Raw genomic sequence first — 21,178 nt, forward strand, 5'->3', positions numbered from 1 at the left:
TGCCTGTTCCTAAAAGGCTTATTGAAAACGCTGCAATATCTAGGGTGCATCAGTCTTTGATGCACCCTAGATAGCCGTTAATTCCGTTCTGTGGCTTGGATCGATCGCACCACAGCAGCCGCAGCCCGATCGCCGATCGACTTCTCCTGATCGTACCCCAACACCAGCTCCCACGCCTCCTGCGGGTATTTATCAACCAGCGGGATCGCCACTTCATCCAACATCCAGCGCCCGTGACGCTCATCTTCTTTGATGTGCAGTTCCCAATAACCCATCGCAGCCTGCGAAAGACCCAGACGCTGGGCCGCAGCTAAATAATTGCGGTAAGCGACGGGCCCCGCCACCTCAAAATAAGTGAGTCCGCCGTTGTAACGCAGAAAATGGCGCTTGCGTTCCGTCAGCAGAAAGTTGTGATTGATGCTTGCGAGCACTTCCCAAGGCACTAAATCGAAGTACGCTTCCGGTTCCGTACTCATCCCGAATTCTGCCAGCATTTGAGCAAAAAAGGTCGAGTGCTTGCGGGGAAGGCGACCGCCGCCGTATTCTTCAATCAGCACCCGCGTCAGCGTTGACTGAATTTCGTTGCCAGCACCGCCGAGGATGCGAGAAAGGCGGCTGGCTTCCACTAAACCGTCGAAAGAGGCGATCGCCAGCAGGTGTTTGTATCCCTCTTCAGTCATCTGTTCCCGCTGGTAGCGATCGAGCTCAGTTAGCGGAGGATCGACATCGGCGGCCGCGCGATCGCGCAGGGCTTGCTTGACATCCGGCAATTTTTGCAGCGCTGCAACGTCGATTTGCGCCAGTTCCCACTGCTGCCAAGGTTCCTCAATGCGATCGCGCACGGAACGCAAATAGTGCGATCGCTCGTTGTTGTAGCGGCGCAAATCGTCGTACCAAAACAAGTTGAGGCGGTTGATACGGTAAAGCACGCGCTGCAAGAAGCGGTGAGCGGCCTCATCGCCCGGTTCCTGTTGGTAAGCTGCTTGAATTGCGTAGGCGATCGCGCTTTCAAAATCGCTGACAAGTAACGGTTTTGCCGCCACCGTCTTGTCTAAATCTTCGACTTCTAGCAAATTGACAAATTGTCGATCGGCTGCTTCGTAATTTGGGAGTGCGGGTTGCTTTTTGGGAAGACTCGCCGAGTCGGAAGAAGGAAGTATCTCTAGGGTGTTTTGCATGGAATAAAGTTATGCTAACTCTAATTATTGTGGTGCCTGCCCAAACAGCTAACCGTTGCAGATTGCTGAGGATTATGGCTAATTAATTTCAATATAGCGAATCAGTCAGCCGCATACACCCTTCCATTGATAGAGATTTGACCGCTACGGTCTCATACCCTTTTCAGCTTGTGAGTAAAGGTAGCAACGTTTATGGAAATTGGTATTAACTGATATCAGGCTTCCTTCTCAATCACCTGTTTAGCAACGGGCAAGATGCCCGTTCCACAAAAACTAAATTTTCTTGTGGAACGGGCAAGATGCCCGTTCTTGAAAAATAAATTTTCTTGTGGAACGGGCATCTTGCCCGTTCTTGAGACTGGTACAACCTATGACTATCAACCTAGGCGATCGCGAAAATACTCCTCATACAAATTGCATCTTGGACTGCAATAATTGCCCTCCTGTTTCACCAAGCCCATACTGTTTAATTTAAACGCCAATTCTAGCTTCAATCTGACTGGCTTTGACACACTCGAAACCTCTCTCATCGCCTCGATTAATTCTGGATATTTTTCTAAATTCCACAAATGCCTGCGCAAATGGTCGCTGTAAATTCCTGCCTCCGCTGTCGCCGATTTCAGCAAGTGATTTAAAGTCACATCTTGACGGGCAATGCGATACATCGCCAGCCGCACTAAATAGGGATGTCCTCCCACTAGCGCCATCATTTCTGCAACTTCTGTATGACTCCAATTGATTCCGTGTCGCGCTGCTAAGTCTTGCACTTGCTGCGAATTAAACTCCAGCAATTCAATCGGTAAACCCACATTAAACGGCGATTTATTCACATCCAGCGGGATATAAACTTCTGTCGAATGCACCACAATCAAACGAAATTTTTTCCAAATATCTCGCCGTTTTGCTTCTTCGTGTAAAGCTCGCAATAACCCAAAAAAATCGTCGGCAATTTCCGGCGATTCAAACAGGCGATCGCTCTCATCCAAGCCTAAGGTCAGAGGTTTTGAGGATTCTGACAGCAAATACTGTTCAAAATAAGCTTTACAGCACTGATTGCTGCCAATCAAATCCGCTAACTCCCAACACTTCGGCAACTGCTCTAGCATTCCTAACTCTTGACCGATGCTAGCACAAAACCACTGCAAAAATGTATCGGAATTAGCGAATATTTTCCGATTTGCTAGCTGAAAACTCAGCGCTACCGTGCGAGAACCTTGCACTTCTGCATGATGCAAAATCCTCGCCATCAAGGAAGTTTTGCCCATTTGTCTCGGTGCTTTTATGCGGATCAGCGCTCCCGGTTGGGCGATCGTCTCGTAACAGCGGGATTCGATCGGAGGGCGAGCGATATAAAAACGAGAAGCTATTTCAACTTGTCCTCCCGGCAATTCTGGCGGCGCGGCTGGCAGGGGTTGAATTATTGACTGTTTTGTGCTACTAATTGCGTTCCATTGTACAGCTAATTCATAGTCGGCAGTTAACGATGTGCGACCTTCTTTGATGATATTTAAAATTTCTGATAATAACTTAAATGAGTCGCCAACACCGCGCCACAGCCAGGGCTGAATTCCTGCTAAATAGCTGAGTAAATCAAAGGAAAGCGGTGTGTTTAATTCAACGCAAATCGGTAAAATAGCGGGTTTTTGAGCCGTTAAATTGTGCAATTCCTTGGCTAGCTGCACTTGTTCCACTATCATTTCGCTAGCGGCAGATTCTTTGGAAATCAGTAACAGCAAATAATCGCAACGCTTTAAATATGAGCGTGAGTCGCTGCTGTTGTTAATAAAAAAGACTTCGTGGCCTGCCGCACTCAAAGCTTGGTGTAACTGCTGGGAAAGGGTGTTGTGTGAGGTCGATCGGGCGTTGGCGAAGCCCTGGAAGAGGATCGCCACTTTTGCCCTCACAAGCAGTATCTCCTCTGGCTCTGAATTCGCCTCAAAATCGGCTAAATCGCGCCATTCCTGCCCCAATCCGCGACAAATTTCGATGAAATTGGCATAATCCACAGGTTTGCCATTCAGAAAATGGCTGACAGTAGATTGGGCCATGCCTAAATCCTCAGCCAGAATTTTCTGACTGGGAAAGCCATTTCTCAGGAGACAGGATTTAACTGCGCGAATGCACTCTTCGCGCACCCTTAGCGATCGTGGCATTGCTTATCACAATCGAGACACTGAAACCATCATAAATGCCAACCGTCCCTAAAGTCGATGAAAAGTCGATGAAAAGTCGATGATTTTTCAAATAACTCAGTCCCCAACTCAAATAGCCACCTGATTAGATTAGAAATAACAAGGTTGAATCCCATCAAAACGAGGTAAAAGCATTGTGTATTCTATCCTAATTTTGCCGCTGGCTTCAGCCACTAATCAACCAGGTTTCGCCTTCACCCCGCCCCTATTCTGGTTGCTGCTGGGAGTTGTGCTTAGTGCGTTCGAGCTATTAATCATCAAAACTCAGCCCCAAAAATACAGGTTTTACCTGCTAATGATGGGAACTTCCGCTTTAATTGAATCCTTTATTTTGTGGAGAGGATCGGTAGCATTTGATTTTAGTTGGGCGAACATAATGTATGAAGATTTTGACTGGCAAATCTTCTACTGGATGGGGATAGCCCTCGCGCTGAGCATCTGGATTCGACCAATTTTTATTGTTCGCAAAAAGTTTGTCATTCCCGAAGCAACCGAAGCGACAACAATCTGCGAAATTTTCCCCGGAGAAACCGGAATGGTTATTTATGAAGGGGCTTCGTGGAAAGCTCGCAATGAAGATTCCCAAGGGGCGATCGCACCCAGACAAAAAGTTTACGTTTTGCGCCGCGAAGGAAACACGCTGATTGTTGTACCTGACAGATTAATTCACATCAACGGCTAAACATTGGCAGCAACCTCAATTCATCTTTAGTTCACACCTTAAAATTACCAGGAGATTCACTATGTATCAGTATTTTTTGATGGTGTTGTTTGCAATCACCGGAGTATCCTTAGCCAACAGCGTTAAAATCGTCCGTCAAGGAGATGAGGCTTTAGTTGAAATTTTCGGAAAGTACGATCGCAAGAAACTCGAACCAGGTTTGACTTTTTTGATTCCCTTTGTCGAAACAGTCGCCTATAAACAAACTCTGCGCGAGCAAATTTTAAGACTGCCACCGCAAGAATGTACGACGCGCGATCGCGTTGCCGTCACCGTTGAATTTATTGTGTACTGGCGAATAATTGACTTAGAAAAAGCGTCTTACAAGGTGCAGAATCTCAAGGAAGCGATGTTAAATATGCTGATTCTTTCAATTCGGACTCACATTGCGACATTAGCTCTGGAGGAACTTTACACGGCTCGCAATGAAATCAATAATGCTTTAGTGGAGGAGTTGGATACAACGACAGATCCTTGGGGTGTGAAGTTTACGAGAGTGGAATTGCGCGATTTTGCGATCGGCAGTAAAGTCATTAAGCCAACATCAATTAGCCGTAAAGAAGTAGAACACCTGCGAGCTTAAGGATTGGTATTACCTCATTTTCTTCGTTACCAGGCTCTGCCTGGTAACGCAGATCCAGAGGCTCTGCTTCGCCGACTTTAATCCGCATTGTATATAGCATTTAAAGAGACAAGACCATGACTAAATATCAAGAATCAAGTATTAGCAATTCAGCTTATAACGGTTGCGGATGCTTATTGCTTTTAATGGGCATTGGAGTAATGGGCGCGATCGCTCTGCCATCATTTCTGAATGCTAGCAATAAACCCATAATTTCAGAAGCAAAACAGTATGTTGGCTCTATGAGCCGAGGTCAGCAAGCCTATTTTGCAGAAAAAAATGCTTTTTCCAGTTCTGTTAAGGCTTTGGAAATTGGCATTAAAACAGAGACAACAAATTACAAGTATTCAGTTCGCGCCACTAAGAAAGCAGCATTTAGTTATGGAGTATCCAAGGATAAACAACTTAAAAGTTATGTCGGCGGTGTGTTTCTTGTTCCTGCTAAAAACTTTGAGCCAAATGCTGCTAAAGAGGAAATAACTACAACCTCCATATTGTGCAGAGCTGATTTTCCCGGTACAATTAAACCAGCCGAACCCACCTATGAAAATGGTAAGATTGCTTGCGGTAAAGGCACGACACAAGTGACCAAATAATCTAAGTATAGGCAAGATAAAGTCCTTACTACAAACAGAGAGGATACAATACCATGAGTTAACAATATTATAAGCCAGCTAGCATTGCATATAATGGTTAACATTTTTAAAAGCTCTACTGCTGGAGACTTCAGGGTTCACCTCAAAATGTTGATAACAAGGCTCCTGCTAATGAAAAAACCAGTATAACTATCATCTGTGAAGCTGAAAAACGAGGGATTATTAAACCGCAGTTACCCAAGCTAGAAAAAGGCTACCCTGTCTGCGGTAAGGGAACAAAGGAAGTCACGAAATAGGGACTTTAACCTGGAAACTTGGGTAAAAATACCAACAATGAGGATATAATACCATGAGTCAAGAAAATTCTAAGTCAGATAGAAATTCACCTATTTATGCTGGTTGCGGATGTTTAGTGCTTTTGATGTTTCTTGGGCCAATAATGGCTGCTTTCGTTCTTCCATCATTCTTGAACAGCGCCCATAAAGCAAAGCAATCTGAAGCAAAAGTGTATGTTAGCTCAATGAACAAAGCTGAGCAAGCGGAATTTTTAGACAGAGGTAGTTTTTCCAATTCAGTGGAAGCACTGGGGATTGGCATTAAAACTGAAACAACAAACTACAAATATTCAATTCGCGCAACCAACCAAGCAGTATTTAATTATGGAGTCTCCAAGGAAGAACTTAAAAGTTGTATCGGCGGTGTCTTTGTAGTTCCTGCTAAAGAAGTTAATGCCAAGGCTGCTAAAGATAAAATGACAACAGCATCCATCTTGTGCCAAGCTGATTCGGCTGGTACAAGCCAACCAGCCGAACCCACCTATGAAAATGGTAAGATTGCTTGCGGTAAAGGCACAACAGAAGTGACCAAATAATTTAACTCTAGGCAATATAATGACAGTCGATTACCAATATCAAATCGGCGGCAGTCTCCCGCAAAATGCACCTACTTATGTAGTGCGACAAGCTGACTCAGAACTTTATCAAGCCCTAAAAGCCGGAGAGTTTTGCTACGTGCTCAATTCCCGACAAATGGGCAAATCCAGTTTGCTGGTGCGAACTGTACAAAAGCTCTCCGCTGATGGCATTGCCTGTGCTACGATCGACCTTTCGGACATTGGCAACCAGCAAATCTCTCTAGATAAGTGGTACGGCGGCGTCGCTTACAAACTTTTGTGCAGTTTCAACCTGTTTAACCCAGTCGAGTTTATGACTTGGTGGCGGGAGAGAGAGTTGATGTCGCCGGTGCAGCGCTTAGGAGAGTTAATTGAAGAATTACTGCTGGTCAAAATTTCTCAAAACCTGGTCATTTTTATTGATGAAATTGATAGCGTTCTGAGTTTCCAAGAACCGCTAGACGATTTCTTTGCATTAATTAGATGTTGTTACAATAAACGCGCTCACAATTCAGAATACCAGCGCATTACATTTGCTTTACTGGGAGTGGCTACGCCATCGGATTTAATTAGCGATGCAACTCGCACGCCCTTTAATATCGGTTTAGCTATTGAATTGCACGGTTTTAATTTACAGGAAGCTCTGCCTTTAGCAAAAGGGTTTGAGGGAAAAGTAGACAATCCTCAAGAGGTTTTAAAAGAGATTTTGGACTGGACTGGAGGGCAACCATTTCTGACTCAAAAGCTTTGCAAGCTGATTTTGCACAGTGTAAAAAGCTTAGCGTCGGCTTCTATTATATCAGATTCAACGGATGAAAGCAAAACTGAAATTTTTACTACACATCAATTATTAATTCGCGATATCGTGCAATCTCATATTATTGATAATTGGGAATCGTCCGATGAACCAGTACACATCAAAACAATTCGCGATCGCCTTCTCAGAAGTCAGCACCGCGCCAGTAGGTTATTAGGACTATACCAGAAAATATTGCCACTTTCAGAACCCCCCGATTGTAGGGGCGGTGCCCCCGTACCCGCCCTGGTAGGGGGAATCTGGGCGGATGATACTCCCGAACAAACAGAATTGCGACTGAGCGGATTAGTAGTAAAACGAGCCGGAAAATTAACCGTATCCAACCGCATTTACGCAGCTATATTCAACCAAAACTGGGTAGAAAAAGCACTCGGCGACTTGCGCCCCTATGCCGAATCTTTAACAGCATGGATAGCTACAAATTGTCAAGACGAATCTCGATTATTGCGCGGTCAAGCACTGGAAGATGCGCGAAACTGGGCGGCAAATAAAAGCTTGAGCACCCAAGATTATCAATTTTTAAATGCGAGTCAAGAAGCGGAATTTGCTAAGTTCCGCTGTCAAGAAAAACAGCATCAAGCTGAAATAGAACAACTGCGTCGCGAAAAAAGATTACTAGAGGAACTAAGCGAAGCACAAAAGCAGAAAAAAGTGATTGCAATTAAACTTTGGCGCGAGCAACAACTGAGAGTGCAAACAGTTACAGGAGCAGCAACAATACTAATATTAATTCTGATAGCAGCCTTTTGGGTTAAACCGTCAATCGAAGAAAGAAACAACAAAATTCTCACTCTCAGTTTGCTATCAGAAACGCTCTTGGCTGCCGATAAAAAAGATGAAGCTTTGGTAGAAAGCATTAGAGCTGTTACAGAAATGAAAGGATCGCTCGGAGTGAGTTCAGATATTCAGATGCGAGTGGCGATCGCCCTCGAACAGGCAGTTTACAGCTTTCGGGAACGCTGCCGCTTGCAGAGTCAAGCCAGTACCCTTGCTTTCGCGAGTTTCAGTCCCGACAGTCAAACAATTGTGACGGCTACCGATGATAATTATATCAAACTTTGGCAAACTAAGGGAACTTTACAAGCAACATTAACTGGCCATACTGATAAAATTAGAAATGCCATCTTCAATCCTAGCGGTCAGCTCATTGTCTCAGCCAGCGACGACAAAACTCTCAAAATTTGGCAAAAAAATGGCAAATTAATTCATAATTTAAAAGGACACAGCGGTCAAGTAACAAGTGTCTCTTTTAGTCTAGATGGTAATATTATTGCTTCAACCAGTGTCGATGGAACTGTGAAACTATGGAAAATCAACGGTGAAGAATTGTCAAGTTTTCAAGTAGAGCGAGGTTGGATAACCAGCACGAGTTTTAGCCCAGACGGTCAGATAATTGCTGCGGCTGGCACTGATGGCACTGTTAAACTTTGGAGTTTGAGCAAGATTAATGAAAAGTTGCAAAAACAGGAGTCAATCGAAGCAATCACCGATATCAAATTGTTCCGAACTTTACAGATTGAAAGTGATAAAATTATGAGTGTAACTTTCAGTCCAGACGGAGCAATGCTGGCGGCGGGAAGTGCTGGGGGAACTGCGAGAATTTGGAGCAAAGACGGCACACCCCTAAGTATTTTAAAGCATACAAGTGGATTGACAAATATCAGCTTTAGTCCCGACAGCCAAATGTTGCTATCTGCAAGCACAGACAAAATGGTGAGGCTGTGGAATATTGACGGTACATTGCTCAAAACTTTAAAAGGTAACAAGGATGCTGTTTGGAGTGCGAGTTTTAGTCCAGACGGCAAGGCGATCGCAAGTGCTAGTGCTGACGGTACGGTGATGCTGTGGAATCTCAATCTTGACGATTTGCTGGTGCAGGGCTGCAATGTCGCCCGCAATTATTTTCAGACAAATCCGATCGCAAATCCAAACAATCGCCACCTCTGCGATGGGATTGGAACTCAGTCGGAACTCACGCAAAAAAAACCGGGTTAAGAGTCAAAATCTTGAGTTTGGCAGCAAAGTATCTAGGCAGAAACTGGCTTTTTGACCAAGAATTTCTTGATTGTACCCGCCACGTGATTTATTCGTGGAATCAATCCAAAATCTAAAATCTAAAATCCTCAAGCCCCCGCATTTATCCGTGGGGTCAATCTAAAATCTAAAATCTAAAATCTAAAATCGATTGACCGCCCCTGCGTCTAGGGCTGATATGGTTACAATTGGTAGCAGCTAATAGGTAATAGGTAAGCCCGATCGGTGTATTCAACTCTAGAACAAAAGTACCAGCGCCTGCAAAAAGACTTAACGGGCGGAGTCATCGCCCTGGGCGGCATTTTATGCACGGGTACTCTCTGGTATTGGCAGGTGGAAAAATGGTCTTTGCTCGATGCCGCTTACATGACTGTATTTACCCTAGCAACTGTGGGCTACGGTGAACTTCAGCCCCTCGGGAAACGCGGGCGAATGTTTACCATATGCCTGATTTTGATGGGCGTGATTGTGATTGGTTTCATCGTCAACCGCTTTACAGAAGCGCTGATTGAAGGATATTTTCAAGAAGGAGCAAGAATTAGGCAGCAGCGGCGATTGGTAGATTCTTTGATCGGGCATTACATTATCTGCGGTTTTGGGCGCACTGGCCGCCAAATTGCCTTGGAATTTCAGGCTGAATATATCTCTTTTGTGGTGATAGATTCGGCGGTGCAGTCGGTTGAGGCAGCTTTGGCGCTGGGGTACACGGCTGTCCAAGGAGACGCGACTCTGGACGAAACTTTGGTGAATGTGGGGATCGATCGCGCAATTTGCATAGTAGCAGCTTTGCCTTCGGATGCCGAGAATTTATACACTGTCATGTCGGCGAAAACTCTGAATCCCAAGGTGCGGGCGATCGCCCGCGCCACCACAGAAGAAGCCGTAAAGAAGTTGCAGCGAGGCGGCGCCGATGCCGTCGTATCCCCCTACATTAGCGGCGGAAAGCGGATGGCGGCGGCGGCTTTGCGGCCTCAAGTTATGGATTTTTTAGATGTTGTTTTGACGGGCACCGATAGTTCTTTTTACATGGAGGAATTTTTGATCGATCCCAATAGTTGTGTCTACGTCGGGCAAACTTTGAGAAATGCCAAGTTGCGATCGCAATCGGGGGCGTTGGTGTTAGCAGTGCGGCGCGCTGGCGGGACTTTGATTGTGGGGCCTACCGGAGAAACTGCGATCGAAGGGGGAGATATGCTGATTTGTTTGGGCACCGCCGAACAACTGCGAACTCTCAATCAAATCCTCAGTCCCCTGAGTTTTCGTCTCCCCCGGCCTCCCAAGTAGAAGTAGTACGATCAATCGCAGTTTAAACCCGCCGCTGCTGCTGTCGGAAATTCGATCGGCACAAAAGTAACGCCAAACTGCTCCTGAGAACACTTGACAATATGCACTAATATCGGACTAAAATTTTTGCGCGAGCCCGTTTTGTCAAACTGAATTGTTCCGGTGGCTCCGGTGACGCTAAAATCTGGATTGGCAATAGTTTTTTGCATCCCTTCGCGGCTGGGTTGCTGCTGCTCTTCTATGGCTTGAATCAGCGTCTTAGTCGCATCGTAGGTTAATGCAGTTCGGTGACTGACATTTCCTTCCCAAAGCTTGCGAGTATCCTCAAGGAATTTGCGGTCGGGAGATTTTAAATGATGCCAAGAAACTGCGACCGCCATTTTCTCAAAAGACGGTAACTTAGCAGCAGCTTCTAAGGTGTTTTGACTGTATATTCCCCCGGTTCCGACTACCCAATTGCGGTCGAGATTGGCTTGGAAAAGTGCCATCGCATTCTTGATGGCGATCGGGCCGTGACTCGGACTTAAAACGATCGTTGTTTTCTCTGTTTGCCTGACTTCTTGTATGGCTTTTTTAACATCAAAATCGCTTTTTGACAGATCGAATTCGGTGATTTTTGCAATATTTCCTCCCCGTTCTCTAAACTGTTTTCTGAATTCTTCCCAAAAAGAGGAAGTGGATTCGCTGCTGGTGCTGTAGAAACCCGCTGCTGTGGTTTGACCTTTTTTTTCAATCAGATATTTCACGAATACTTCAACACTAACTTTAGTCCGAGGCACAGTCCTAAAGAAAAATTTTCTGGGTTTTTCTGTGGCTGCTTCGGTCGTACTGCCGGGGGAAATTAATACTAAATGATTTTGGTTGTAAATATCGACTGTATGGGCTGTCATTGCGTTAGTGTAGTGACCGATCGCGCCCAAAACACCGCCCAGTTTGACTAGGGAATTAGCGCGGGCGATCGACTCATCTTTTAGATTGGCATCGTCAGCAATTATGACTTGTAAGCCTTTTCCTTTAATAGCTTGATTTTCTTGAAAGTCTAAACCGTTTAGGTTGCGATCTATCTCTGAATTGAATAATTTTAAATTAACTTCCGTTTGCGCTTGAGCAACTCCCCGCAAGATTTCTTTAGGCAAGTCGAGTTCGGCTCTACCTTGTTCGTTTGTGCGAACGGGAACGATTACGGCGATCGTGTAATAATCTGCTTTTTTAGCCTTTAATAAGGCATTATTCATGTAAATTAAAGTTTCTGGATCTTTGCGTTCTTCTTCATGCCACGACCTTTTAAAGTAATTAAATGCTTCCCGATAATTAGATTTTGCAAATTCATTAACTCCGTCTTGCTTTAATCGAGGAGTCGAGGATTTTAGGAGAGATTCTTCGCCGCAGCTTAAAGCATCACCTTGCACTAAAAGACAAGTTTTTTGGGTAAAAATGTTGTGGAGAAAAAGGGCGATCGCACATCCGGCAATAATTCCGGCAATTCCCCACAGCGGCCGGCGAAAGTGCGATATAGAAAATCCCTTGGGTGGCGGCGGTGGCGGCGGTGGTGGCGGTGGTGGCGGGGCGATCAAATCCTGCAAAACATCAGCAACAGATTGGTAGCGATCTGGGAAGTTGTAACGTACCATTCTGTTTAAAGTCTTTTCCATTTCGGCGCTAATCTGTACCATAGATCGATCTGGAGTCGAGTAGCGCCAAACGATATCGCCCTGATGGGAATCTGTCAAGAAATCTTGAGCAGGAGACAAGCCCGTGAGGCCTTGAATAGCGACAATACCTACAGAGTAAATATCGCTACAAAATTGAGGATTGCCAGCCAATTGCTCGGCAGGTGCGTATCCTCGCGTATAAATAGTTCGACTGATAGTCTCTCCCGAACCAGTTCGTTCTAAGGAACTGATTTCTTTGACCGCACCAAAATCAATCAAAACTATTCTTCCATCGCAATCGCGCCGAATTAAGTTAGAAGGAGTGATATCGCGGTGAATGACATTGTGTTCGTGAACAAAAGCGATAACTAGCAAGATATCCTGAAAAAAATTAATTACTTGCTTTTGAGTCCATTGAGTAGTTGGAGCGAATTCTTGGCTCAGCGGATGTCCTTCAATGTATTCTTGAATTAAATAAAAATTGTCATTTTCTTGAAAGCTATCGAATAACTGTGGAATCTGCGGGTGTACGCCCAATTGGTGCAAAGCTCGAACTTCTATTTCAAATCGCTGCTGTGCTTCTGGTAAGAGTTGCGGATCGCTTGGCTGCCTAATTTCCTTAACAACGCGCAGGGGGTTATCGGGTATGTCTAAATCCATAGCTGTATATGTCCTACCAAACCCTCCCCGACCTAATTCACTGACAATTTGGTAACGTTGGTGCAGGATATCTCCTGATTGCAGGTACATAAATTTTTCGCTATTTTTTAACTAGCTGCGATCGTTAAAATTGATTGTGCCGCATTATTACAGCGATTTCGGTTAAGTTTTTGTTAAGTTTTAGAAACACTAGCGATCGGCAAAGTAATTACAAATTGTGTTACCTTTCCTCTTGAGCAATTTACCTTAATTTTGCCTTGACGTTTGGCAAGGATTTGACAAGCAATAGCCAGCCCCAATCTAGTATTTTTGCCGATAGACAAAATCCGCAATGCCATAGGTTTGCAGCATCGGACTTCAGTCCTTATTAAAATCCGAGGACTTTAGTCCTGACTAAAAACCCTAAAAATTGGTAATCAAATAGCTTCTTAGTGAAGACTTCAGTCCTCCTTAAAATCCGCGATAAAACAGGTTCGTAGTGAGGACTTCAGTCCGCATTAAAATCTGAGGACTTGCATTCCTAACTAAAATAGACAAACCATAGACAAGTCATGGAAAAAACAAAGGTTCTACAGCATTCATAAACTGTAGAACCATTGAAAATATGTGTTTTATTGCAAGCCGATGGTGGGATTTGAACCCACGACCGTTCGATTACGAATCGAATACTCTACCCCTGAGCTACATCGGCACAGACAATTTTGAATTTTAGCACAACCTAAGGGAAAAAAGCAACGAGTTGTAGAATTTAATTCAAAACTCCACAACTCCTAACTCAGAACTTGTTAAACGGCCAGTTCCCCGTCGGTTGAGCCGCCTCTGGCCCCGGAATAAACTAAACCCCGCTGCATATCCAGAGTCAGCATAGTTCCGTCCCGAATTACCCGCGTGGCATTCTGCACGCCCACCATCACCGGCACGCCCAACCGCAAACCGATAATCGCGGCGTGAGAAGTCAAACTATCCTCCTCTGTCACCACACCTGCGGCTTTCCGAATCATGTCCACAAAAGCGACGCTGGTGTGCTCTACTACCAAAATTTCTCCAGCGTGGAAATTGCCTACATCCGCAGCAGTGCGAGCAACCCTTGCCATGCCGCTCACCGAACCCAAACCGACACCGGTGCCTTTGCCTAAAACCGCTGTCACTACCTCAACTTTAATCAAATCCGTCGATCCGGCAACCCCTTGCAGAGTACCGGCGGTCATCACCACTAAATCTCCGTCGCACACTAACTCTTTTTCCTGGGCGACAGTCATCGCAGATTGAAATGTCTGGCCGGTGGAGGGCAAATCCAGCACGAGCAAGGGTTTGACTCCCCATACTAATTGCAGTTGTCTGGCTACGTCTACGTGAGGAGTAACTGCCAAAATCGGAGTTTTCGGTCGGAATTTCGAGACATTTCGGGCTGTAGCGCCGGTTTTGGTCAGCGTCATGATGGCGGCCGCGTTCAACTGTTCGGAGATTTGGCTGACTGCTTGACTGATGCCGTTGGGGATCGATCGACCAATATCTTCTACATTCCTAATATTGCCGCTAATTCCTTCCCTCTCCATCCGCACCGCAATTCTCGCCATCGTCGCTACCGCTTCGACAGGGAACTTGCCGACAGCCGTTTCATTCGAGAGCATCACCGCATCAGTTCCGTCGAGAATCGCGTTCGCCACGTCGGAAATTTCGGCGCGGGTGGGACGGGGATTACCTACCATGCTGTCGAGCATCTGGGTAGCGGTAATTACCGGAATCCCCATGCGGTTGGAAGTAGCAATCAACCGCTTTTGCAAAATCGGCACATCTTCGGCGGGCAGTTCCACTCCCAAATCGCCGCGGGCGACCATCACGCCGTTGCACAGGGCCAGGATTGCTTCCATTTGTTCGATCGCCTCGTGCTTTTCGATCTTGGCAATCACCGGTACTTGCTTGCCCGCACTGGCAATCAGCTCTTTAATTTCGAGCATATCCTGGGGATTCCGCACAAAGCTCAGGGCGACCCAATCGACACCTTGGTCGAGGCCGAACATTAAATCTTTGCGGTCTTTATCAGTCAGCGCCTTAATCGACAGGTAAACTCCGGGAAAATTCACGCCTTTGTTGTTAGAAAGCGGCCCGCCGACTACGACGCGGCAGTACAATTCCCGCGAAGTGCGGTTTACTTTTTCCACGCGCATTTCCACTTTCCCGTCGTCGAGCAGAATCACTGCTCCCTCTGGAACTTCGTCTGCTAGGGGGTCGTAGGTGACGGAAGAAATGAGTTCGGTGCCGGGAACCGGGCGGCTGGTGAGAATGAAAGGGTCGCCATTTTTGACAACAATAGACCCTGTTTCAAAGCGGCCCAAACGAATTTTCGGGCCTTGGAGGTCTTGGAGGATAGCCACCGGCTGGTTGAGTTCAAAGGATGTTTGCCGGATTAACCGAATGCTGCGTTGGTGGTCTTCTTCTGTTCCGTGAGAAAAGTTGAGTCGCAAAGTTGTGGCACCGGCTTCTATGAGCTGGCGCAGCACTTGTGGATCCGAAGTTGCTGGGCCAATGGTGGCGACGATTTTAGTCCGGCGTAGGGCTTTTGGCAATTGCATCAGCGGTGTTCTGGGGAGGCAGGTGGATTTCTTGTTTAAATTTCGGCTAACGTTTCATCTTTGCACTACAAGCAATGACGCTAGTCTTAAGTCTTAAAAATTTTGATAGTCGTCAAAAAAGCAGGTATTGAACAATATATAGAATATCTGACTTTTTACCCATCGGTAATCTTTTCTTGGGGAGCGCTCTTTTGGGTAAATTTTTCCGCTCTCAGGCTTGACATAAATACAGACATACCCATATTTTATTTGGTATGCTCAGCCCTTTTGGCTAATCTAGCACTGGTATCCTTGCACAACAGCAATACTTTCCTGTTTGTGCAGACGCTAGTTTCTGGCGATCGAACTCAGTTCTTTCATAAAACTTTACTATTGTCCGGCTTGTATCTTATACTACGCAAGTGTGAAATATTAAGGAGTCTTAACAAAGATGTCGGAGGCAGGACGGCCGCTGACAGTGCCGAAAGAGTTTCTGAGTCCTCCCGGTGACTTCAATCCGACACTGCTGCTGTTTTTGAGTGCAGTAGCGATTATCGTGATTTCTAACTTGGGTTTCTGGTGTTGGGAATGGCCGCAGTGGTGCTGTTTTTCGCTGAACGTGTTGGCTTTGCACATGGCCGGAACTGTGATTCACGATGCGTCTCACAATGCAGCCCATCGCGATCGCACAATTAACGCTATTTTGGGACACGGCAGCGCGCTGATGTTGGGTTTTGCATTTCCGGTGTTTACGCGGGTACATATGCAGCATCACGCCCACGTTAATGACCCAGATAACGATCCAGACCATTATGTTTCTACCGGCGGGCCTTTGTGGTTGATTGCTGCGAGGTTTTTTTACCACGAGATTTTCTTTTTTAAGCGCAAGCTGTGGCGGAAATACGAATTATTGGAATGGTTTTTTAGCCGTTTGTTTGTGATCGGGGTGGTTTATATCGCCATTCAGTACGACCATTTAGGTTACGTGCTGAATTTTTGGTTTTGTCCTGCTATGGTGGTGGGATTAGCCTTGGGGTTATTTTTTGATTATTTGCCGCACCGTCCGTTTCACGATCGCGATCGCTGGAAAAATGCCAGAGTATATCCGAGTCCAATTCTGAATATCTTAATTTTGGGACAGAACTATCACCTGATCCATCATTTGTGGCCTTCAATTCCTTGGTATAATTACAAGCCTGCTTACGAAGCTGTGAAGCCGCTGTTAGATGAAAAGGGTTCTCCTCAAACTTTGGGAATATTGGAAGGTAAAAAGGACTTTTGGAGTTTTATATATGACATCTTTTTAGGGATTAGGTTGCATCACAAGAAAGCGTCTGATTGACAAAAAACCCGGTTTCTTCGAGAAACCGGGTTTTTTTGTATGGCAGAAGGAAGAAGGCAAATGCAATTCCGGGTAATGGTTTGAGTAGGGAAACGGCGCTGCAGTCTCCTGACTGTGAGTAAGATTAATTGCCATGCCACCGAATTTGATCTAACCATTGACAACACGCCCACTCTGGACACGGCAATGCCGTTTCCCTAGCATAAAATAATCAATCTTCATGGGCGACAGATGTAACCATCGCCCGATTAATTTTCGGGAAACGGCACCGCGTCGTCTCCTGACTGTGGGTAAGATTAATTCCCATACCACCGAATTTGATATTAATCCCCTCTCGGGGAAGTGGTAAAGGAGACTATTTATTATTGATTTATAAAAATCCTAATAAAGCGTTTTAATCCCCTCTCGGGGAAGTGGTAAAGGAGACTGATACAGTCTGAGTTTATAACAGCGAAACCCAAATTGTTTCAATCCCCTCTCGGGGAAGTGGTAAAGGAGACACAATGACCCCTCCGGCATGGACTGGCGGTACTACTCCTGTTTCAATCCCCTCTCGGGGAAGTTGTAAAGGAGACGATATGTCCGGCAGTATGGAAATAGGATCTCGTCAAGTTTCAATCCCCTCTCGGGGAAGTTGTAAAGGAGACATACACTTCATCATAGGCGAAAAGACAAGGAAAGTTTCAATCCCCTCTCGGGGAAGTTGTAAAGGAGACAAAAAAATCCCGTAGAATAGAGATAAATGACCAAGCTTAAGTGTTTCAATCCCCTCTCGGGGAAGTTGTAAAGGAGACGTTTTTACCCTCCTTTCCTTGCCTTCTCTAGTTCCTGTTTCAATCCCCTCTCGGGGAAGTTGTAAAGGAGACTCTGCTGGCAACTCACCACAAATTTTAGCCGCAGAGAGTTTCAATCCCCTCTCGGGGAAGTTGTAAAGGAGACTGACTCCTCCGGCATGGACTGGAGGAATGGCTCCTACTACAGTTTCAATCCCCTCTCGGGGAAGTTGTAAAGGAGACTTCTATAAAAAGGTTCAAAATACAGCAAGTTATTTAGGACTGTTTCAATCCCCTCTCGGGGAAGTTGTAAAGGAGACAAAGCAGCTATGGAAGCAGAGAAAGCAAAAGCTATGCAAGTTTCAATCCCCTCTCGGGGAAGTTGTAAAGGAGACATTTTTTAGCGCGTTCCTGTGCCGTCACTTTTGGGTTTCAATCCCCTCTCGGGGAAGTTGTAAAGGAGACTCCTTTGCATTTTTAAAATCGCGAGGAAAATCTTAAAGTTTCAATCCCCTCTCGGGGAAGTTGTAAAGGAGACTAACAGATAAGTTGTATGTTGAGCCAGAAGGTACAGAGTTTCAATCCCCTCTCGGGGAAGTTGTAAAGGAGACTTTATTGGATTTAGATGAGACCTACTTTTTGAAAAAGGTTTCAATCCCCTCTCGGGGAAGTTGTAAAGGAGACTGTAATCCAGGTTGATGTCTCCCAGGTGGGAGATGATAAATGTTTCAATCCCCTCTCGGGGAAGTTGTAAAGGAGACCAACTTAGTGAATTGGAGAAAGAGAAAATTCACAGTTTCAATCCCCTCTCGGGGAAGTTGTAAAGGAGACTTCAATATCACGTCCTTTTAGAGGAAGGTTGGGAAAAGTTTCAATCCCCTCTCGGGGAAGTTGTAAAGGAGACTGGAACAACAAAATATTTTCTTCGTTTCTAATAATATTTGTTTCAATCCCCTCTCGGGGAAGTTGTAAAGGAGACAGAAAACTATATTTTCAGGATGAAAGTGTAATGTCAAGTTTCAATCCCCTCTCGGGGAAGTTGTAAAGGAGACGGAAAATGGAGTTGTAGTCATGCAACAGTGGGAACGTTTCAATCCCCTCTCGGGGAAGTTGTAAAGGAGACTTTTATCCATCCCACAAAGGTTTGTGTACATTCAGGTTTCAATCCCCTCTCGGGGAAGTTGTAAAGGAGACTGATCACAGTTGGGAACCTGTAATGGGGGAAGGTTTGTTTCAATCCCCTCTCGGGGAAGTTGTAAAGGAGACAGTTTTAGAGTAAATTAGCGAGGACAAATCCATGCGTTTCAATCCCCTCTCGGGGAAGTTGTAAAGGAGACTGGACTTTACGTTATTCCCAGCAAGAGGCGAGAGTTTCAATCCCCTCTCGGGGAAGTTGTAAAGGAGACATTACCAAGATGAAGTTGGTTCAGAAGACGACGACGGTTTCAATCCCCTCTCGGGGAAGTTGTAAAGGAGACTGGAAAATATCAATTCTCATGGCTGCACTCTAGAGTTTCAATCCCCTCTCGGGGAAGTTGTAAAGGAGACGATTTCATCTAAAATACTCCCTCTTATTTCAGAAGAGTTTCAATCCCCTCTCGGGGAAGTTGTAAAGGAGACATGCCTTGGCCTAGCTGTAGGCTAGTTTTTAGCCAGTTTCAATCCCCTCTCGGGGAAGTTGTAAAGGAGACAAAATCTCGAACAATCTGGGTACTGGGATGGAGATTCGTTTCAATCCCCTCTCGGGGAAGTTGTAAAGGAGACTTAAAAAAGCTTGACTACCCTAATCGTTGGCTTGTGTTTCAATCCCCTCTCGGGGAAGTTGTAAAGGAGACAAGACATCTGAGGATAATTCAATGCGGTGCACAATTCGCGTTTCAATCCCCTCTCGGGGAAGTTGTAAAGGAGACTCTGCCTGCATCGCAAGTGAATGCACTTGCAGTTTCAGCGGAAAAGGACATGTTGTTTCAATCCCCTCTCGGGGAAGTTGTAAAGGAGACATTGTTGAAGATTTTCGTCTTTCCACAAAGAGTTTCAATCCCCTCTCGGGGAAGTTGTAAAGGAGACTTCTATCAGAGATATGTCTGTAGATGCACAGAAAAGTTTCAATCCCCTCTCGGGGAAGTTGTAAAGGAGACCAAGGTAAAAGTAGGAGATGAACTTTTCCCTTTTTGTTTCAATCCCCTCTCGGGGAAGTTGTAAAGGAGACTGTGTCATTGCAGCATGGAACGAAGACAAGGAAGAGTTGTTTCAATCCCCTCTCGGGGAAGTTGTAAAGGAGACTAAAAGCCAAATTATACCCTGCTGCCATCTTCAAAGATGTTTCAATCCCCTCTCGGGGAAGTTGTAAAGGAGACCCTTCAACATGGAACAAAGTTATCGCCGAGTATGGCGATCATGAGTTTTGGTTTCAATCCCCTCTCGGGGAAGTTGTAAAGGAGACGAAATCTTACTTTTGTTCGGGTTGTAACAAATCGTTTCAATCCCCTCTCGGGGAAGTTGTAAAGGAGACCTTGTTGGAAGCGGATCCAGGTGCTCCGAACGTTTCAATCCCCTCTCGGGGAAGTTGTAAAGGAGACATGGAGCGGGTGCAGCCATGCTACCAGGCAAAATGGGTTTCAATCCCCTCTCGGGGAAGTTGTAAAGGAGACAAAACCGGTACTGAGCCAGATTTTTGGACAGGTTTCAATCCCCTCTCGGGGAAGTTGTAAAGGAGACTCTTCGGCCAGGAAGCCTTACCCAGAAAGGGTTTCAAGCCTCAAATCGACGCACCATTTTTTACCTGTCAATAAGACAGTAAAACCTGCAATAAGCTCAGTTGCTTGCAAGCCGTAACCCTTAGTATCAGAGTAATCGACGCACCCCAACGAGAAAATCAGGGTTTTGCCGATCGCCCGAGGTGCGTCGATTGCCCATCTGCGACACTGAAACTAGCCGCAGATCCAAAAAAACTATGCAATTTTCAACGTTCTGGAGCGATCGAGCTTTGCAACTCGCAAACTCACCATACACGTTAACCTGCAACTTGTCAACAAAAATGAGAGTCAATCGATTTTAGATTTTAGATTTTAGATTTTAGATTGAAGCATTGACCGGACGGATAAATTTGGGGGTTCCTTTATCGGATACAGGTTTTTTATTTGTGGACGGATGAATCCGGGGGCTTGTATCCTGGAGGCTTTCGGTCAAATCCGACGAGATCCCTTTTTGAGTTGTCGGGGCGATCGACAAAATCCCAGAAACCGGGTTTTTGCGGTTTTCGTTGGCTGCATGGCGTCTTCTGAGGAAAAAACCCGGTTTCTCAGGGCCCGTGAGTCTAGGAGTGTTTGACTTTTTGAGTTGTCGGGGCGATCGACTTTCACAATGGCCAAGTCTAATTTTCCCCAGCCACCGCCACCGCTAAATTCCTATCGGGGCGCAAATTTTGAGCTCCCCGCAAATAAGGATGATAAATTTCAGTATGTGCGGGCCAATTGATGTGAATCAAAAAGCGGATGCAGCGTTCCAAAGCACCCTCAACGTGCATTTGCTGTACGTCCAACAAAGGAACATTACACCAGTGAGGACGTTCGCGGGCGATCGCGGCCGGAAACACAGCATCTAAATCGCGAGTAGCAGAAAACGTAGCACTAATAATTAATTCTGGATTTATATCATTTTTTGCTTCTAATTCATCTAACAATTCTCTCACCGCTTCTCGAATTGCTGCCACCGAATTCTCGCTGGCAGTTGTTGCCCCGCGAATCGCCCGCACTTGCCACTCCACGCAAATTTCCTCCATTTTAGTCAGTTGTCAGTTGTCAGTTGTCAGTTGCTAGTTGTCAGTTGCTAGTTGCAATTACCAATTACTAATTACCAATTAC

General features: G+C 45.6%; 13 protein-coding genes, 1 tRNA gene and 1 CRISPR repeat array. Of the genes, 7 read left to right on the plus strand and 7 right to left on the minus strand.

Features of this window, described 5'->3' with window-relative positions:
* Positions 1–77: 77 nt before the first annotated feature.
* Both QUA54_RS13680 and QUA54_RS13685 read right to left on the minus strand, forming a co-directional pair.
* Positions 78–1,178, minus strand: coding sequence for an iron-containing redox enzyme family protein (locus QUA54_RS13680; protein ID WP_333415058.1), 1,101 nt, complete (start codon positions 1,176–1,178; stop codon positions 78–80).
* Positions 1,179–1,555: 377 nt separating this feature from the next.
* Complete coding sequence (locus QUA54_RS13685; RefSeq protein WP_333415059.1) at positions 1,556–3,331, minus strand: AAA-like domain-containing protein; 1,776 nt, start codon at positions 3,329–3,331, stop codon at positions 1,556–1,558.
* Between the two features lie 175 nt (positions 3,332–3,506).
* Between QUA54_RS13685 and QUA54_RS13690 the strand changes: the two genes are divergently transcribed.
* The 6 genes from QUA54_RS13690 to QUA54_RS13715 all read left to right on the plus strand — a co-directional run bounded on the left by QUA54_RS13690 (position 3,507) and on the right by QUA54_RS13715 (position 10,336).
* Positions 3,507–4,052, plus strand: a complete 546-nt coding sequence (locus QUA54_RS13690) for an NfeD family protein (RefSeq protein ID WP_333415060.1) — start codon at positions 3,507–3,509, stop codon at positions 4,050–4,052.
* 61 nt (positions 4,053–4,113) lie between these two features.
* On the plus strand, positions 4,114–4,674 hold the full coding sequence (locus QUA54_RS13695) for an SPFH domain-containing protein (protein ID WP_333415061.1): 561 nt from the start codon (positions 4,114–4,116) through the stop codon (positions 4,672–4,674).
* A gap of 116 nt (positions 4,675–4,790) precedes the next feature.
* Positions 4,791–5,309, plus strand: coding sequence for a type IV pilin-like G/H family protein (locus QUA54_RS13700; RefSeq protein ID WP_333415062.1), 519 nt, complete (start codon positions 4,791–4,793; stop codon positions 5,307–5,309).
* Between the two features lie 349 nt (positions 5,310–5,658).
* Positions 5,659–6,180 carry a type IV pilin-like G/H family protein gene (locus tag QUA54_RS13705; protein ID WP_333415063.1) on the plus strand — a complete coding sequence of 174 codons (522 nt, stop codon included), beginning with the start codon at positions 5,659–5,661 and terminating at the stop codon, positions 6,178–6,180.
* A 19-nt stretch (positions 6,181–6,199) separates the two neighbouring features.
* Positions 6,200–9,013 (plus strand): AAA-like domain-containing protein, encoded by a 2,814-nt coding sequence (locus QUA54_RS13710; protein WP_333415064.1) that lies wholly within the window; start codon positions 6,200–6,202, stop codon positions 9,011–9,013.
* A gap of 264 nt (positions 9,014–9,277) precedes the next feature.
* Entirely contained in the window at positions 9,278–10,336 is a 1,059-nt protein-coding gene (locus QUA54_RS13715) for a potassium channel protein (protein WP_333415065.1), read from the plus strand.
* Positions 10,337–10,347: 11 nt separating this feature from the next.
* On the opposite strand, the gene QUA54_RS13720 is transcribed toward QUA54_RS13715, so the two are convergent.
* The 3 genes from QUA54_RS13720 to pyk all read right to left on the minus strand — a co-directional run bounded on the left by QUA54_RS13720 (position 10,348) and on the right by pyk (position 15,221).
* A complete protein-coding gene (locus tag QUA54_RS13720) occupies positions 10,348–12,738 on the minus strand; it encodes a protein kinase domain-containing protein (RefSeq protein WP_333415066.1) in 2,391 nt (796 codons plus the stop codon).
* A 529-nt stretch (positions 12,739–13,267) separates the two neighbouring features.
* Positions 13,268–13,339, minus strand: a tRNA-Thr gene (locus QUA54_RS13725).
* Positions 13,340–13,433: 94 nt separating this feature from the next.
* The gene (gene pyk, locus QUA54_RS13730) at positions 13,434–15,221 is read right to left on the minus strand and encodes a pyruvate kinase (protein WP_333415067.1); all 1,788 of its coding nucleotides are present in this window, start codon (positions 15,219–15,221) and stop codon (positions 13,434–13,436) included.
* 430 nt (positions 15,222–15,651) lie between these two features.
* On the opposite strand from pyk, the gene crtR reads away from it, so the two are divergent.
* Positions 15,652–16,542 (plus strand): beta-carotene hydroxylase, encoded by an 891-nt coding sequence (crtR, locus tag QUA54_RS13735; RefSeq protein ID WP_333415068.1) that lies wholly within the window; start codon positions 15,652–15,654, stop codon positions 16,540–16,542.
* Between the two features lie 320 nt (positions 16,543–16,862).
* Positions 16,863–20,033: a CRISPR direct-repeat array (repeat unit 36 nt; unit sequence GTTTCAATCCCCTCTCGGGGAAGTTGTAAAGGAGAC).
* A 126-nt stretch (positions 20,034–20,159) separates the two neighbouring features.
* Here crtR and QUA54_RS13740 read toward each other — a convergent pair.
* Positions 20,160–20,363, minus strand: coding sequence for a hypothetical protein (locus QUA54_RS13740; protein ID WP_333415069.1), 204 nt, complete (start codon positions 20,361–20,363; stop codon positions 20,160–20,162).
* Positions 20,364–20,688: 325 nt separating this feature from the next.
* The gene (gene aroH, locus QUA54_RS13745) at positions 20,689–21,096 is read right to left on the minus strand and encodes a chorismate mutase (protein ID WP_333415070.1); all 408 of its coding nucleotides are present in this window, start codon (positions 21,094–21,096) and stop codon (positions 20,689–20,691) included.
* Positions 21,097–21,178: the final 82 nt, after the last annotated feature.

It is taken from the genome of Microcoleus sp. MOSTC5 (assembly GCF_036701825.1).
Lineage (GTDB): Bacteria > Cyanobacteriota > Cyanobacteriia > Cyanobacteriales > Microcoleaceae > Microcoleus > Microcoleus asticus.

Bases quoted from the DNA above. Each gene is read 5' to 3' on its own strand.
- QUA54_RS13685 (WP_333415059.1), bottom strand. From the start codon at position 3,331: ATGCCACGATCGCTAAGGGTGCGCGAAGAGTGCATTCGCGCAGTTAAA.
- QUA54_RS13695 (WP_333415061.1), top strand. From the start codon at position 4,114: ATGTATCAGTATTTTTTGATGGTGTTGTTTGCAATCACCGGAGTATCC.
- QUA54_RS13680 (WP_333415058.1), bottom strand. From the start codon at position 1,178: ATGCAAAACACCCTAGAGATACTTCCTTCTTCCGACTCGGCGAGTCTT.
- QUA54_RS13720 (WP_333415066.1), bottom strand. From the start codon at position 12,738: ATGTACCTGCAATCAGGAGATATCCTGCACCAACGTTACCAAATTGTC.
- aroH (WP_333415070.1), bottom strand. From the start codon at position 21,096: ATGGAGGAAATTTGCGTGGAGTGGCAAGTGCGGGCGATTCGCGGGGCA.
- crtR (WP_333415068.1), top strand. From the start codon at position 15,652: ATGTCGGAGGCAGGACGGCCGCTGACAGTGCCGAAAGAGTTTCTGAGT.
- QUA54_RS13705 (WP_333415063.1), top strand. From the start codon at position 5,659: ATGAGTCAAGAAAATTCTAAGTCAGATAGAAATTCACCTATTTATGCT.
- QUA54_RS13700 (WP_333415062.1), top strand. From the start codon at position 4,791: ATGACTAAATATCAAGAATCAAGTATTAGCAATTCAGCTTATAACGGT.
- pyk (WP_333415067.1), bottom strand. From the start codon at position 15,221: ATGCAATTGCCAAAAGCCCTACGCCGGACTAAAATCGTCGCCACCATT.
- QUA54_RS13710 (WP_333415064.1), top strand. From the start codon at position 6,200: ATGACAGTCGATTACCAATATCAAATCGGCGGCAGTCTCCCGCAAAAT.